Genomic DNA, 13,189 nt, shown 5'->3' with positions numbered 1-13,189 from the left:
AATTTTGACCTTACATGAAAGTTTTTAGTTGTTCTTCAATAGATGCTTTGTCAAAAATATTTTTAAGGCTGATGATGTTCTCTTTACCAGCGTCTTTTAGTTGGTTTGCAACGTCTGTTGCTGCAACCCAAATATCCGCATTGCTTGATGCTGCAGATGATAGATCTTCGTGATCAACTTCTGCTTCGAAACCGATTTTTTTAGCGACTTCTTTTACTGCCATTTCCATCATTAGAGAAGTACCAAGGCCGTTACCGCAAACTACAAGAATCTTTTTCATAATATTTGTCTCAATTGGATTTTAGGGGTTGAGAAACTTCGTTCTCTTATTGTGTGAGAGCATAGTAATGGAAATATTCAGATTTCAATAAGATCTCCATCACAAAGCTAAAATGAGATTGTGACGGAGATCTCGTTAATTTGTAGTAAAGATCCAGAGTGAGACTTTGATCAAATTTAACTTTTCACTCGAATATGCAACGTATTTTATTGAGAAAGGCGGGCTTAATTAATTTTTATATCAGAATATAAATCTAAAGAGGCTTTATTGTAGAAAATAGAGAATTAATCGTATCGACCGTAGTCAGTAAGCATTTTCTTAAGCATGCTATTAACGTCTTTGGTCTTTTTATTTCTTTTAGTCAGTTGGCTAAGAGAGGTTGGTTTTGGGGAGGTAATATTTTCACTGTCGACTTCTTCAGTTTTATCTTTCATTTTCTGTACGGCTGGCAATAACATTCTAATTTCTTCGTTATTGGCATTGGTCAGTACCACAATATTTTCAGATTCAACTTGGGTAATGGTTAATATCCCGTGTTTAACCGATTCAACCTTTTCACCAATCATAATTGATTCAGGCGCAACAGAACGATCGGTGAGTTGACCTGTACGTAATTTCGCCGCACTAATAGCGCGGATATTTCCGGTATTTTCAAACGCGACAATAACAGTATAGGTATTATAATATTCAACTACTGTCACATAGCCGTGTCTATTTGTTTTGAATCTAGCTCCATTGTTCATGTCGTGCGGAGCTTCCATTTTCTTCACGTGTTTCCTCTCTTAGTCTCGATGGCTGTTATATCTAATCAGCTCTATTGGTATTTTATAGATAATTATTTGGTGAGATCACACAAAGTATATACGCATCTAAACTTAAGATGAATCTTGAAGTCTCTGGAAATGAGGCAGAGCACAGAAAAGTAGTAAGAATCACACAGAATTAACCGAGTGATTACGCTCACACACTTAAAGACTTAACATTACAAATTCAACTCCCTACAGATTGTTTACAGTTTTGAAGCACGAAAACGACGATAAACAATACGTTTTGGCTAATCCTTGACCGCGCGATCGTTTGCGTTAAAAAATGTGATGAAAGTCTCACTTAACTGTTTATACTTCTCTTCCGGTTTTAAGCCGGTGCTTAGCCAATACAAGCCGTCACATGGATATGTGAATGACCCCACGGACCGGACCAGCTACGTTCCACTGCTTGTATAAGGTGATTTTTTACATGAACAACTCGTTGTTACATTCGCTAACCCTGTTAGCTCCTTCATCGCGTAGCGTTTTGCTTGCGGTTCTTTGTCCTGTTCCTTTGATGTCATTTGCTTGGCTCATGTTCACTCTTTAAGGATTACTAGGACACATTATGAATATTCTATTTGGTTTTGTCGGTGTTCTTGCACTGATTGCTTGCGCGTACCTGTTATCTGAAAGTCGTTCTTCAATTAACTGGAAAACGGTCTCTCGTGCACTATTACTTCAAATCGGTTTTGCAGCCTTAGTATTGTATTTCCCATGGGGACAATTGGCGCTAACAAGCCTAAGTAATGGTGTTTCTAGCCTGCTTGGTTTTGCAGACGTTGGTATCGCATTCCTTTTCGGTGACCTTGCTACTGAAGGCTTCATTTTCGCGGTTCGCGTGCTTCCAATCATTATCTTCTTCAGTGCTTTGATTTCTGCGCTTTATTACTTAGGCGTCATGCAAAAAGTGATTCAAATCTTGGGCGGAGCGGTGCAAAAACTGCTAGGTACAAGTAAAGCTGAATCTCTGGTTGCTACAGGTAATATCTTCCTTTCTCAGGGTGAGTCTCCTCTTCTTATTCGTCCCTTTTTAAAGTCTATGACTCGTTCGGAACTGTTTGCTGTAATGGCAGGTGGTATGGCGTCGGTAGCGGGTAGTGTACTTGGTGGTTATGCTGGCCTTGGTGTTGAGCTTAAATACCTTATCGCTGCAAGCTTTATGGCGGCTCCGGGCAGCCTGTTAATGGCGAAGATCATCGTTCCTGAGCGCAGCACACCAAGTGATTACGACCATATCGAACTAGATAAAGCTGACCAAAGCAACGTGATTGATGCATTGGCAAGCGGTGCGATGAACGGTATGAAGGTTGCGGTAGCGGTTGGTACTATGTTGGTTGCCTTCGTGAGTGTGATTGCGATGGTCAACACTGGCCTAGAAAGCCTAGGTGAAACGTTTGGTTTTGCGGGCATTACGTTGCAAGCTATCTTCGGTTACCTGTTCTCGCCACTTGCATGGCTGATCGGTATCCCGAGTGATGAAGTATTGATGGCAGGCTCTTACATCGGTCAGAAGATCGTTATGAACGAGTTTGTTGCTTTCATCGACTTCGTTGAGAACAAAGCGCTACTTTCTGAACACAGCCAAGTAATCGTGACTTTTGCTCTATGTGGCTTTGCTAACATTGGTTCTATCGCGATTCAGTTAGGTTCAATCGGTGTTATGGCACCAGAGCGCCGTGCTGAAGTGGCAAACTTAGGTTTGAAAGCGGTAGCTGCTGGTACGCTAGCAAACCTAATGAGTGCATGCTTAGCGGGTATTTTCATCCTGCTTTAAGCTAGATTCAGTTAAAGCGCCTAAATTGAGTAAAAGCGGATATCTTGCTTACGGAGTTAACGTAAGGAGGGTGTCCGCTTTTTTGTGCCTGTTAATCAGGCGAAATCAGGTTTTGGCCGTCGACTGTGATTTGTCTATAGTGAGTAAAAGCTCACTCGGAAGAGTAATAGAGCCAGTTCCTTTTATCCGATATACTTGAATATCATCAGGTTGCGATTAATAACATTCGGCTTCGATTAAGAATATCCGCTTTCGACTAGGAACAATGGCAACCAAGCTAAATTAATCAAGGGTCTCTCCATGAACATTCGCGTTCTCATCGGTCTTATTGTTACCTTCATTGGCTTGTTTGCGATGGTTTACCTAATTGCCGGCGGCGCTCAGTTTCCTATCTACCAGTGGCCAAAAGAGGCTTATCTCGGTTTGGTGTTCAGCGTCGTGTGGGGGGCTGGTGTCGCAGCGTCTGTAGCGTATTTCTTCTCGGCATTGGTGTTTGTCACTGTCGCCGTGGTTTGCTATGCGATCGGTTATAAAATCGGTGGGCTCTTTTCTTCAAGTTCTAAAGCTTAATCTTATCAAGGTGTGCTGATGTTCATTGAAGTAGGGCTGATTTGAATGCACTGGCTCGATCGTTGGAAGGTGTATCGCTATCATCGAAAACAAACTAACCGCTCGAATGGCGACAAGGCTAAAGCTTTAGGTTGGACTAGCGAAGAGAGCCAATTATGTCGCTTTGAAGTGATCGCTCGTGCGGCGGACTTCGAAAAGAAGAGTGTTTTAGATTTGGGTTGTGGCTATGGCGAGCTATTTGAACTGCTCGACAGCATCTATCGTATTCAATCTTATACCGGCGTTGACCAACACGCAGGCTTTCTTAAGAAGGCGAAGCAAAACTACACAGAAGGTCGTTGTCAGTTTTTGGCGGGTGATATGAGCAAGATGAACCTTGAGGCGCACGACATTGTCATCGCGAGTGGTTCACTGAACTATATCTCTCGTGATTCTGATTATCTGACAAACATGATTACTCGCATGTATGAATTGGCGAATCAGACGGTGATTTTTAATCTTCTCAACTCAAGCCAATATCCTTCACGTAATACCTTGATGAGTTATCACCCTCAGGGCGTGTATCGCTTCTGTAAAACGCTTTGTGAGGATGTTTCTTTAATAGAAGGTTACGCAGAAGGGGATTTTACGATAGTGATGAACAAAGTCTGCCTCTGAACTCAAACCTACGCCAGAACGAAGTGATGGTGTCGTTAGAATTAAAAAAGCCGCAGGCCTTGAATGAAGTGACCCCGTAAAGTTGGACATTTCTGTTAAGCGGCTTTCAAGGCCTGAGTTCGATATTCTATCGGAGTCAGGCCTTTTAGTTTCACTTTTATACGTTTGGTATTGTAGTACTCGATGTATTCTTTAATCTGCTCTATCAGAGCATCTGCATCTTCAAAGCTTTGGTTGTGATACATCTCGGTTTTGAGTAAAGCAAAAAAGTTTTCAGCAACAGCATTATCCAAGCAGTTACCTTTTCTCGACATGCTTTGCGTTAACCCACTCTCCGCTACCTTTTTCTGATACTGTCGATGGCGATATTGCCAACCTTGATCGCTATGTATAATTGGCTTTGAGTTGGGTTTAAGCGTTGATATAGCTTCCGTCAGCATATCTGTGACAAGCGGCAAGCAGGCATTTTTGGCCACTCTATAAGCAACCACCTCCTGAGTAAACAAGTCGACAACGGGAGATAAGTATACTTTCTGCTCTTTGACTTTGAACTCCGTGACATCAGTTACCCACTTTTCATCGGGTTGAGTCGCACTAAAATCTCTTTCAAGAACGTTGGGAGCAGCTTTTCCTGACTCTCCTCGGTATGAACGATACTTTTTAATCCTGACCGTCGATTTAAGGTTGAGCTGAGCCATAAGCCTTTGAACCGTTTTGTGATTAAGCACGAACCCCTGATTCTTTAGTTCCAAGTGAATACGGCGGTAGCCGTATCGCCCCTTATGTTCATGATAAATTGACTTTATCAACCGCAGCTCACGTTCGTAGCTATTTTGGCGCTTGCTCGTTTGAGCCTGATAATAAAAGACACTTTTTGCCAACTGTAGAGTGTGCAGTAAGTGCTTTAATGGGTACTTGCCTTTAAGAGTTAGAGCTATGACCGCTTTTTCTTTGTTCGACGGTTTTTTTTCTGCTCCAACTCTTCCAACTTTTTTAGAACGGCATTCTCGGTTCGTAAGTAGACCAACTCCTCTTTTAGCTCCTCAAGTGTCATTTCATTATCAGGCTTAGTGGTACGTTGAGGTTGCTGTTTCATTGAGGGTCTTCCTTTCTGGCGCATTTCGAGCCCCTTGATACCGAGCTCATTAAATCGTTTAAGCCAGACAGAGAGTATTCCAGGGGATGAGAGGTTTAATACAGCGCTAGTGTGCGTGAGAGACCATTCATTCGTCCACATTAAATTCAATGCTTTTCGTTTTGTTTGAGCAGTCGCGGCATGATTAGTTGGTAAAAATGAATCAGTACCATGGATGGCAAAGACTTGAGCCCAATACCGTATCTGCCTTGAAGAAATTGAATATTGTTTTGCTAAGTAGAGAGATGACGTGCCATCTAAGTATTGCTTAGCAATGATACATTTTAGCTCTCGGCTATATTTGGACATAAAAAGACCCCCAATAATTGGTGTCCAACTATTGGGGGTCAGTTCAGAAAGGCATGCGGCTTTTTGGGTTCTTAGACTAACCTAAGTATCTAAGACCAGCCTAGGTATGTTGCTAGTTCTTCTGCGGCTGGCTTTTAATGAGTCCGTAAGGGATGTTAGTAAACACCTTAGGGTTGCCTTCATAAGTCGGCGCTTCATTCACTTGTTGCCAATCGAGTAGCATGATTGCTAGCACGTTGCGGTGTTCACCGTACTCAAGGTCAAAATCGCCGGTAATTGAAGGGATCATGCCTTGTTTCTCATCGATTGAAGCTTGAATCGCGAGTCGAGTTTTCTCTACAACTGGGTCATCTTCTAAACCTGCCAATAAGAAAGTTAATCCAACCTCAGCAATCACATCTTCTTTTGCACGAAGCAAAATCGTATCGATGTTTTCTCTGAAGTAATCGTAGATCCATTGATGATCTTGTTCGCTGACTTGATGCTGATAGTACTCGGAGTCGCCAAAGATCACATGCGTCATACCATAGATCTTATTGCCGTATTGCTGGCTTGAAAGCTTTCTGTCTTTATCGTCTGGGTATGCTTTTTTGAAGGTATCTACGAACTCATCAACGACATCCTGCTCACCCAGTTGGCGCAACCAGTAAACCTGATTCGCTAATTGAGCGGCCCACGCTTTCACCATGTCTTCATTGGTCACGTATCGTGAGAAGTCATAGCGACGAATGATTTCGCGCAGCTTAGCATCGTTCTTGTGTTCTAAACCGTATTCATTAGCACGAGCCATCGAGCCTAGAAGGTCAACACCAAGGTAAAGGTATTCAGGCATGTGCTTGGTGATGTTGTAGCGTCGAACACTGCGCTCATCGTTATCACCAATATAAGATGCAACTCGCTTCTCTGAGTAGAGTACGATTTGCTCCATCGTTTGAACGTCATTCGACAGGGTACTGAGCTTGCTTGCCACTCGTGCCATGTCGCTCCACACCGCAGCCGAATACTTATCGTCTAATGTTTGGCGATACATGCGCAGCCCGTAGTGACCTTCTTTGAATGCAGGCAGAGTGTAAAGTTGGCTTTCGTAGGTGGTGCGAATGAGGTCAGCAGATTGCTTGAAAGATTGTTCTTGAGAATTGAGCGAATCTGCTTGGGATTGAACGCTCGCTGCGGTTGGCGCTTGAACGTTTTCTTGTGCGTGAACGGCAACGGCAACCGAGGCTGATAGCAATGTACACAGTGTGATAGTTTTTAACTTCATGTCGTGAGATACCAAGCTGATTATTAGTCTATGTAAAATAACATTGATGAATCCTTTAATGTAAGCATTGAGTCAATACAATGTAAGCTTTATAAGGTTCACTAACCCTTTTTGATTAAACCATTCGTTTAGTAAAGAATTTTGAAGTGATGGATCACTCAATATTTGATAGATAGTCGACGTTAGTATGGATTTTTAATGACTTAGCGGCATACTGGAGCAATAAGCCAGAAATGAGCCGTTATAAGGCAGTATATAGAACAATAGTGTTAGAGGTTCGTAAATGCCAAGTGGTTCTAGCAAGCAGTGGTCTGCCAGAGTAGTAGCTTTTCTTTTTTTCCTTGCGATAGTAAGCGCAATTGAGTTCTTCCATGCCAAGCAATTAACTTTTCTTAAAAACGAATCGTATTCAGAGGCAAAAAAGCAACTATCCATTATTCGTTCTCGGATTGAAGCCGCGATCGTGTCAGATATGTATATCCTCAATAACTTCTCGACCTTAGTGACCATCAACCCCGATGGTGAGGTGAAAAATTGGGACAAGATTGCTGAGAATATCATTCAAGATGGCTTCCATATTCGACTTATCGGACTCGCCAAAGACGACATTCTAAACTTTGTTTACCCGCTGGAAGGTAATGAGCAGATTCTCGGTATTAATTATCGTGATCACCCAAATCAATGGGAGTCTGTTGAGATAGCCCGTAATCTTGGCAACACCTTTATTGCTGGTCCCTTTGAGTTGTTCCAAGGTGGGCAAGCCCTCATTACGCGCACTCCGATCTTCCGAGACCCGCCTTTCAATCAAGATTACTGGGGTGTCTCCAGTGCTGTTATCGGTTTAGATGAGCTGTTTGAAGATGTTGGCATCGGCAAGATAGAGAACAAGTATGAATTAGCAATTCGTGGTGCAAACAGTTCAGGTAAAGATGGCGCTGTCTTTTATGGTACTCAGGATGTGTTCGATAATGCGTTTGCCACTGAACAGGTGAGTTTCCCATACGGGGGGTGGTACCTTGCTCTCTCCGGTAACGAACATGTATTGATGGATGAGCCTTGGTATCGAATCCAAGCGGTAAGGCTGGTGGGCTACTCCATAATATTAGTGCTGGCGTTTGCCTTCTTTACTATTTATCGCCTGTACCGGATTGCAGATAGCCGCTCTATGCATGATGAGCTAACGATGTTACCGAATCGTCGATACTTCATGTATAGCCTCAAGCAGGCCTTCAAAACCACTCAAAAACAGAGAGCGAGAACCTTTGCCGTTGTAAATATCGACCTCGATGGGTTTAAAGCAATCAACGACACTTATGGTCACGCGGCAGGCGATCAGGTATTGATCGAGTGTGCTAACCGCATCAGAAGTGAGCTGCGTGTTTCAGATATCGTCGCAAGGATAGGCGGTGATGAGTTCTTGGTCTTGTTGCCACGCATCATCGATGATCAACACGTATCGTCGATCGTGACTAAACTACGAAAGGCGATATGCTCGGCACCAGTTGTGTACGAGGCGCACTCTATTTATCTCAGAATCAGTGTGGGTTGGGTTATTCAAAATAACAACTACAATGATGTCGATGCGCTCTTAAAAGCCGCTGATGAAAAAATGTACGAACAGAAGCGACAAGTTATCTAGGTTGAATTTGAGCTGCGATTAGAATTTAGTTGCTGAATGTGGGGAAAAGCCTCAGAATACCGCGCTTTGCTCCGTATCAATGTATTTGATGAGCAAAAGCTGAAGCAACGCACTTTTAACGTGTTGCTCATACTAAATGTTATTCAACTGAGAAAATAATCTATGAGTTTTACCTCCCTTGGCCTTTCTGAACCGATCCTTAAAGCTATTGAAGCACAAGGTTACGATAAGCCATCACCAATACAAGAGAAAGCCGTGCCAGCTGTCCTAACGGGCAAAGATGTTATGGCCGCTGCTCAAACAGGTACAGGTAAAACTGCAGGCTTCACGCTACCTATTCTTGAAATGCTATCGAAAGGTACTCGCGTACGTCAGAACCAAGTTCGTGCGCTCGTGCTAACACCAACTCGTGAGCTTGCTGCGCAAGTGAATGGCAGCGTAGTGAAGTACGGTATTAACTTACCGCTGACTTCGACGGTAGTGTTTGGTGGTGTGAAGATTAACCCTCAGATGCAAAAACTGCGTAAAGGCAGTGACGTGTTGGTGGCAACACCTGGTCGTCTACTTGACCTATACAACCAAAATGCAGTGCGTTTTGACCAACTAGAAATCCTAGTGTTAGATGAAGCGGACCGCATGCTAGACATGGGTTTCATCCGCGATATCCGTAAGATCTTAGCTTTCTTGCCTAAGAAGCGTCAGAACCTACTGTTCTCAGCGACGTTCTCTGATGATATCCGCAGCTTAGCGAAAGGCTTGGTGAACAATCCTGTTGAGATTTCAGTAAGCCCTGCAAACTCAACGGCAAAAACGGTTGAGCAAAGCATCTACCCTGTAGACAAAAAGAAAAAGAGCGCAATGCTAGCGAAGCTAATCAAAGATAACGATTGGCGACAAGTGTTGGTGTTCAGCAAGACGAAACACGGTGCTAACAAGCTTGCTCGCTTCCTTGAAGAGCAAGACATCACTGCTGCACCTATTCATGGTAACAAGAGCCAAGGTGCACGTACTAAAGCCTTAGAAAACTTCAAAACAGGTAAGGTACGAGTACTTGTTGCAACTGATATCGCCGCTCGTGGTATCGATATCCCGCAACTGCCTCAAGTAGTTAACTTCGATCTTCCTCATGTATCAGAAGACTATGTACACCGTATCGGTCGTACTGGCCGTGCTGGTGAAGTAGGTAAAGCGATTTCATTGGTTTGTGCTGATGAAGTGGGTGAGCTGTTCGGTATTGAACGCCTTATTCAACAAGTGTTAGAGCGTCGTGAACTGGAAGGTTTCTCTCCAGTAAATAAGTTACCTGAGTCTCGCTTGGATTCACGTCCAATCAAGCCTAAGAAACCGAAGAAAGCAAAACAGCCACGTGAGCATGCTGATGGTCAACGCTCTGGTGATAACGCTCGCGGGCACAAGCCAGCAGGTAAGAACAAGCGTCACGTACCGGGTACAGGTTCTGCGCCAAAGCGTAAGCCGACATCTGGTAAGAAACCTGCCGAAAATAACGCAGCAGCGGGCGAAGATAAGTCTGTAAGAAACAACGGCAGCAACTTCAAGCGCGGCAGTGCAGGCAATAAGCCTTCTGCGAACAAAGCAGGTAACCAAAATACTTTAAGCAAACCAAGTGGTGCGGGTAAAGCAAACGGTTCTGGCAAGCCAAAAAGCTCAGGTCAGTCAAACAATACAGGCAAGCCAGCAGGCAAACCTAAGAAGTCGGGTTACGGTGGCAGCTATGGCCCAAGCAAGTCATCGAACAAGCCAGCAGGAAGCAAGCCTTCGACAAACAAACCGTCTCGAAGCCGCTCTAAGCCAGCTCCTCAGAAGTCGAGTCTATTAGATAGACCATAGAGGTCTAATAACGAGAATGTCTCACAGGAGAGTTCTCGTTGATTAGTGACTTTTTACTGTCTAACTCAAATAAGCGCGAATATTGGATCTCAATGTTCGCGTTTTTTTATGGGCGTTGTTTATGTTGAGTAACCTAGGGAGAGGTTTATTGCTGTTTAAAGTGATTGAATCTAAGGGAAATATAGCATTTTGGGGAAGGGTAATGAATCTTTAATGATTCATTAATAACAACATAATCACTAGCGTTTTTGTTGATTTTCGCAATTTGCAATTCCAGTTTGCAAAACAAACAAGGATATCCGGCCAATACGTGTCCAGATGCGTAGTAAATACGTGTTTTAAAAGTTGGCACGTATGCTGCACTAGTAATGGTGACCCTTCTTAAGCCGAGGGTCACCTAGCCAACTGACGTTGTTAGTGAACCTTTTTTGTTCACACAAAATATATGACCAATCACCCTTATTGTGATTGGTTTTTTTTGCCTGAATTTTAGGTTCTATTTTTTGTTATTACTTTTTTACTCACCACACTTCGAGTAACAGCTTGGCTGGCGTGGGCATTCTCCACCTCTGGAGCAGATAAGCCTCGCTTCTGTCTCAATCCCACGTTCAATCCAATTTATATTTAGAATCTTGGCTATTGTCGTGAGATCTTTCTTGATGTTACGCGGAATTGCCACAGAGCCACCATTGTTAACGCATGACGCTTTTAGCTGCTCTGCTATGTCTCTTGAATTACCGCCTTGAGCATCAATCGCAGGGTTGAGATCTATACCAGCACACAACACACGATTGTTACCCGCAGGATCCGTCATATTGATGGATTCACAGCAGTAGATCCTTGGCTCATCACCCACATTCAAAATGGAGATTTGAGCCGAGCTTCCCGCTCGAGGTTCTGATAATCGACGGAACACAGCCCAATGTTGACATGGGTCAGCGACCGTTCTCATATTTCCCCAAGGTAGTGGAATCCCGTTCCCGCGATATACCGCCTTGAGTTTCCCCGGCCCATAAGCATCAAAGTAGTGCCAGTGAGGGTAGGGCGATACTACAGTCATTCGGCGCATCGCAACAGAGGGGGAAACCCCTGCTCTTTTGTGAACGTCGATTTCGTAACCAGTGCGGTCGAGTAGCTGTCTAAATGGGACTTTCGGACACAGAAGGGCGCCAGCAAAGAAGCTGGATTCAAAGTCTCGCCATGCTTGAAGAATATCTTGGGAGTTGAGCTGCGAAGAGCCTGATATCTGGTTGTCATCCCATGTGTTGTTGTTACCGACCGACAACACACTCTTTAGGCCTTCTTTGCTGTGCAGAATGCAATGGCCGATATAAACCGAAAGGTCGTATTTCAGACGAGTTGGGTATTCTTTAAGAATCTCGTTTAAGAAGATAGTACCGGGAGGCTCAAAGAAGGAGGTCACTAACTGCTTAGCGTTAATTCCGAGCTCATCGACGACGTCTTGCGGCGTGCGCGTCACCCAGCGGATGTTGATTCCTAGGCTTCTAGCGATGTCTATCAGGTCTTCTACGCTGAGGTTAAGACGTTTTAAGCCTACCTCTTCCGCAGCGCGCTCAAGGTCAGGGAAGTGGTTCTGGTTGCTCTCTTGGTGTGCTCGAATCAAGAGGTGCGCAAACTGGCGGCCTGAAATGCCCGTTTGTGACAGCATCTCAGGAATCGCAATTTGCAGGATGTCGTTTGAGAATAGGAAGCTCGGCTCGAGCGCCATGCCACTTATCCCACCACGATTCCCCTTATCAGGAGCAATGGCTTGTTGTTCAGATTCGTCGTCGAGGAACCACGTCGGATTCTTCTGAAAGACCTGTGCAATCACTTCCAGCATATCGATGCTCGGAACCCGCTTTCCACGTTCAATCATTGAAAGGTAAGAAACGGAAGGTGCATATTCTGGGTTGATTCTAATACAACGCGCAGACAGATCTTCCATCGTTAAATGGTTACGTTTTCTTAGGTTACGTATTTTCGTACCTAGGAAATGTGACTGACGAACTAAACTTTTTGACAAGGCCATATTTGTAAAATTCACATTGTAAAATTTTTGTTGTGAAATTGTATGTAAAAAAGCGCTAATCTACAAACTAAGCAATTCACAAAATGACAAATAAATTAAACGTTAGTTTGGAATAATTGCTCTAGGACACATTTTTGCTGTAGAAATCGGTGGTTATCACCGGACTGGTCAAGAGGGAAAGACTATGAATATGCTTACATTCGATAAAACAGAAATCCAAAAACAATCAAAGCCATTTATCGCTGAAGCTGTCTTTGCCGTGGAGACAATCAGTGCCAATCAGCAAACAGAAAAGCAAGTGAAAGCAAAGCAGCTGCTTGATCGACTATTCCCACTAGAGAATGGCTCACATCAAGACGTAACCAGCTACGTAGTCGATTACCGTCATATTATGGCTTACTTTAAAGATGGTCAGCACAGTGGTCTGAAGCACCCTAAGCAGTTTGTAGCTTACATGGGTGAGAAGAACGACCCTGACTCTATCTTGTTCCGAGATGGTAGTGGCAGTCACCTAGAGGTGATGTTTGGCTGCCATAAAGGGACAGGTTGTATTGAGCTAGTAGAAATTGATGATATTCAGTTGGAATCATGCACCACCTTTGGCCAATCATCAATGGAAGCAACAACTACAATGCGTGAAGAGACCATTGCAGCGATGCGCCACTGGATCAGTTTGATTCAAGGTGACGCAAAGGGTAAACCAAAGGCGTGCAGTGAAGATAAAGAGTTCAGAGCAAAGAGTGGTGAAGACTACTGTCTGAATTACTGCTTCCAGATCTAACGGTGAACCCTAGGTAGCTAAATCAATTGACACAGCTAAAGAAAAAGCCCCGAAGATAATTTCTTTGGGGCTTTCTAGTTTAAAGACGAGCCGA

12 protein-coding genes are annotated in these 13,189 nt (G+C 43.8%); 6 read left to right on the top strand and 6 right to left on the bottom strand.

The window, feature by feature from the left end; genetic code table 11:
- Positions 1 to 10: 10 nt before the first annotated feature.
- Complete coding sequence (locus OCV20_RS22285; RefSeq protein WP_017064872.1) at positions 11 to 280, bottom strand: PTS sugar transporter subunit IIB; 270 nt, start codon at positions 278 to 280, stop codon at positions 11 to 13.
- Between the two features lie 284 nt (positions 281 to 564).
- Entirely contained in the window at positions 565 to 1,041 is a 477-nt protein-coding gene (locus tag OCV20_RS22280) for a hypothetical protein (protein WP_086775380.1), read from the bottom strand.
- 613 nt (positions 1,042 to 1,654) lie between these two features.
- Here OCV20_RS22280 and OCV20_RS22275 point away from each other — a divergent pair.
- From OCV20_RS22275 to OCV20_RS22265, 3 genes are all read left to right on the top strand, one after another.
- Positions 1,655 to 2,863, top strand: a complete 1,209-nt coding sequence (locus tag OCV20_RS22275; protein WP_017060598.1) for a NupC/NupG family nucleoside CNT transporter — start codon at positions 1,655 to 1,657, stop codon at positions 2,861 to 2,863.
- 300 nt (positions 2,864 to 3,163) lie between these two features.
- Positions 3,164 to 3,433 carry a hypothetical protein gene (locus tag OCV20_RS22270; RefSeq protein WP_017064869.1) on the top strand — a complete coding sequence of 90 codons (270 nt, stop codon included), beginning with the start codon at positions 3,164 to 3,166 and terminating at the stop codon, positions 3,431 to 3,433.
- 45 nt (positions 3,434 to 3,478) lie between these two features.
- Positions 3,479 to 4,090 carry a class I SAM-dependent methyltransferase gene (locus OCV20_RS22265; RefSeq protein ID WP_086775379.1) on the top strand — a complete coding sequence of 204 codons (612 nt, stop codon included), beginning with the start codon at positions 3,479 to 3,481 and terminating at the stop codon, positions 4,088 to 4,090.
- Positions 4,091 to 4,185: 95 nt separating this feature from the next.
- Here the strand turns inward: OCV20_RS22265 and OCV20_RS22260 are convergent, their stop codons facing one another.
- From OCV20_RS22260 to OCV20_RS22250, 3 genes are all read right to left on the bottom strand, one after another.
- On the bottom strand, positions 4,186 to 5,028 hold the full coding sequence (locus tag OCV20_RS22260) for an IS3 family transposase (protein ID WP_108721729.1): 843 nt from the start codon (positions 5,026 to 5,028) through the stop codon (positions 4,186 to 4,188).
- A complete protein-coding gene (locus tag OCV20_RS22255) occupies positions 5,025 to 5,534 on the bottom strand; it encodes a helix-turn-helix domain-containing protein (RefSeq protein WP_086774936.1) in 510 nt (169 codons plus the stop codon). Before OCV20_RS22255 ends, OCV20_RS22260 begins: the two co-directional genes overlap by 4 nt.
- 112 nt (positions 5,535 to 5,646) lie before the next feature.
- The gene (locus OCV20_RS22250; protein ID WP_086774384.1) at positions 5,647 to 6,795 is read right to left on the bottom strand and encodes a DUF3541 domain-containing protein; all 1,149 of its coding nucleotides are present in this window, start codon (positions 6,793 to 6,795) and stop codon (positions 5,647 to 5,649) included.
- 283 nt (positions 6,796 to 7,078) lie between these two features.
- Here OCV20_RS22250 and OCV20_RS22245 point away from each other — a divergent pair, with 283 nt between their 5' ends.
- Positions 7,079 to 8,434 (top strand): diguanylate cyclase, encoded by a 1,356-nt coding sequence (locus OCV20_RS22245; RefSeq protein WP_086774385.1) that lies wholly within the window; start codon positions 7,079 to 7,081, stop codon positions 8,432 to 8,434.
- A 162-nt stretch (positions 8,435 to 8,596) separates the two neighbouring features.
- Positions 8,597 to 10,282, top strand: a complete 1,686-nt coding sequence (locus tag OCV20_RS22240; protein ID WP_086774386.1) for a DEAD/DEAH box helicase — start codon at positions 8,597 to 8,599, stop codon at positions 10,280 to 10,282.
- A gap of 517 nt (positions 10,283 to 10,799) precedes the next feature.
- Here OCV20_RS22240 and OCV20_RS22235 read toward each other — a convergent pair.
- Complete coding sequence (locus OCV20_RS22235; RefSeq protein WP_048612879.1) at positions 10,800 to 12,230, bottom strand: DUF3612 domain-containing protein; 1,431 nt, start codon at positions 12,228 to 12,230, stop codon at positions 10,800 to 10,802.
- A gap of 268 nt (positions 12,231 to 12,498) precedes the next feature.
- On the opposite strand from OCV20_RS22235, the gene OCV20_RS22230 reads away from it, so the two are divergent.
- Positions 12,499 to 13,095 carry an aldolase/citrate lyase/malate synthase family protein gene (locus tag OCV20_RS22230; protein WP_048617024.1) on the top strand — a complete coding sequence of 199 codons (597 nt, stop codon included), beginning with the start codon at positions 12,499 to 12,501 and terminating at the stop codon, positions 13,093 to 13,095.
- The last annotated feature ends 94 nt before the right edge of the window (positions 13,096 to 13,189 follow it).

This window comes from Vibrio coralliirubri, assembly GCF_024347375.1.
GTDB classification, from domain to species: Bacteria; Pseudomonadota; Gammaproteobacteria; order Enterobacterales; family Vibrionaceae; genus Vibrio; species Vibrio coralliirubri.
Note: the sequence above shows the minus strand (reverse complement) of the source record. Positions and strands in the feature narration are given on the sequence as shown.

Excerpts from the sequence above, each read along its gene's own strand:
- OCV20_RS22255 (WP_086774936.1), bottom strand. The coding sequence starts at position 5,534 with ATGTCCAAATATAGCCGAGAGCTAAAATGTATCATTGCTAAGCAATAC.
- OCV20_RS22270 (WP_017064869.1), top strand. The coding sequence starts at position 3,164 with ATGAACATTCGCGTTCTCATCGGTCTTATTGTTACCTTCATTGGCTTG.
- OCV20_RS22265 (WP_086775379.1), top strand. The coding sequence starts at position 3,479 with ATGCACTGGCTCGATCGTTGGAAGGTGTATCGCTATCATCGAAAACAA.
- OCV20_RS22285 (WP_017064872.1), bottom strand. The coding sequence starts at position 280 with ATGAAAAAGATTCTTGTAGTTTGCGGTAACGGCCTTGGTACTTCTCTA.
- OCV20_RS22280 (WP_086775380.1), bottom strand. The coding sequence starts at position 1,041 with ATGGAAGCTCCGCACGACATGAACAATGGAGCTAGATTCAAAACAAAT.
- OCV20_RS22275 (WP_017060598.1), top strand. The coding sequence starts at position 1,655 with ATGAATATTCTATTTGGTTTTGTCGGTGTTCTTGCACTGATTGCTTGC.
- OCV20_RS22245 (WP_086774385.1), top strand. The coding sequence starts at position 7,079 with ATGCCAAGTGGTTCTAGCAAGCAGTGGTCTGCCAGAGTAGTAGCTTTT.
- OCV20_RS22240 (WP_086774386.1), top strand. The coding sequence starts at position 8,597 with ATGAGTTTTACCTCCCTTGGCCTTTCTGAACCGATCCTTAAAGCTATT.
- OCV20_RS22250 (WP_086774384.1), bottom strand. The coding sequence starts at position 6,795 with ATGAAGTTAAAAACTATCACACTGTGTACATTGCTATCAGCCTCGGTT.
- OCV20_RS22230 (WP_048617024.1), top strand. The coding sequence starts at position 12,499 with ATGAATATGCTTACATTCGATAAAACAGAAATCCAAAAACAATCAAAG.
- OCV20_RS22235 (WP_048612879.1), bottom strand. The coding sequence starts at position 12,230 with ATGGAAGATCTGTCTGCGCGTTGTATTAGAATCAACCCAGAATATGCA.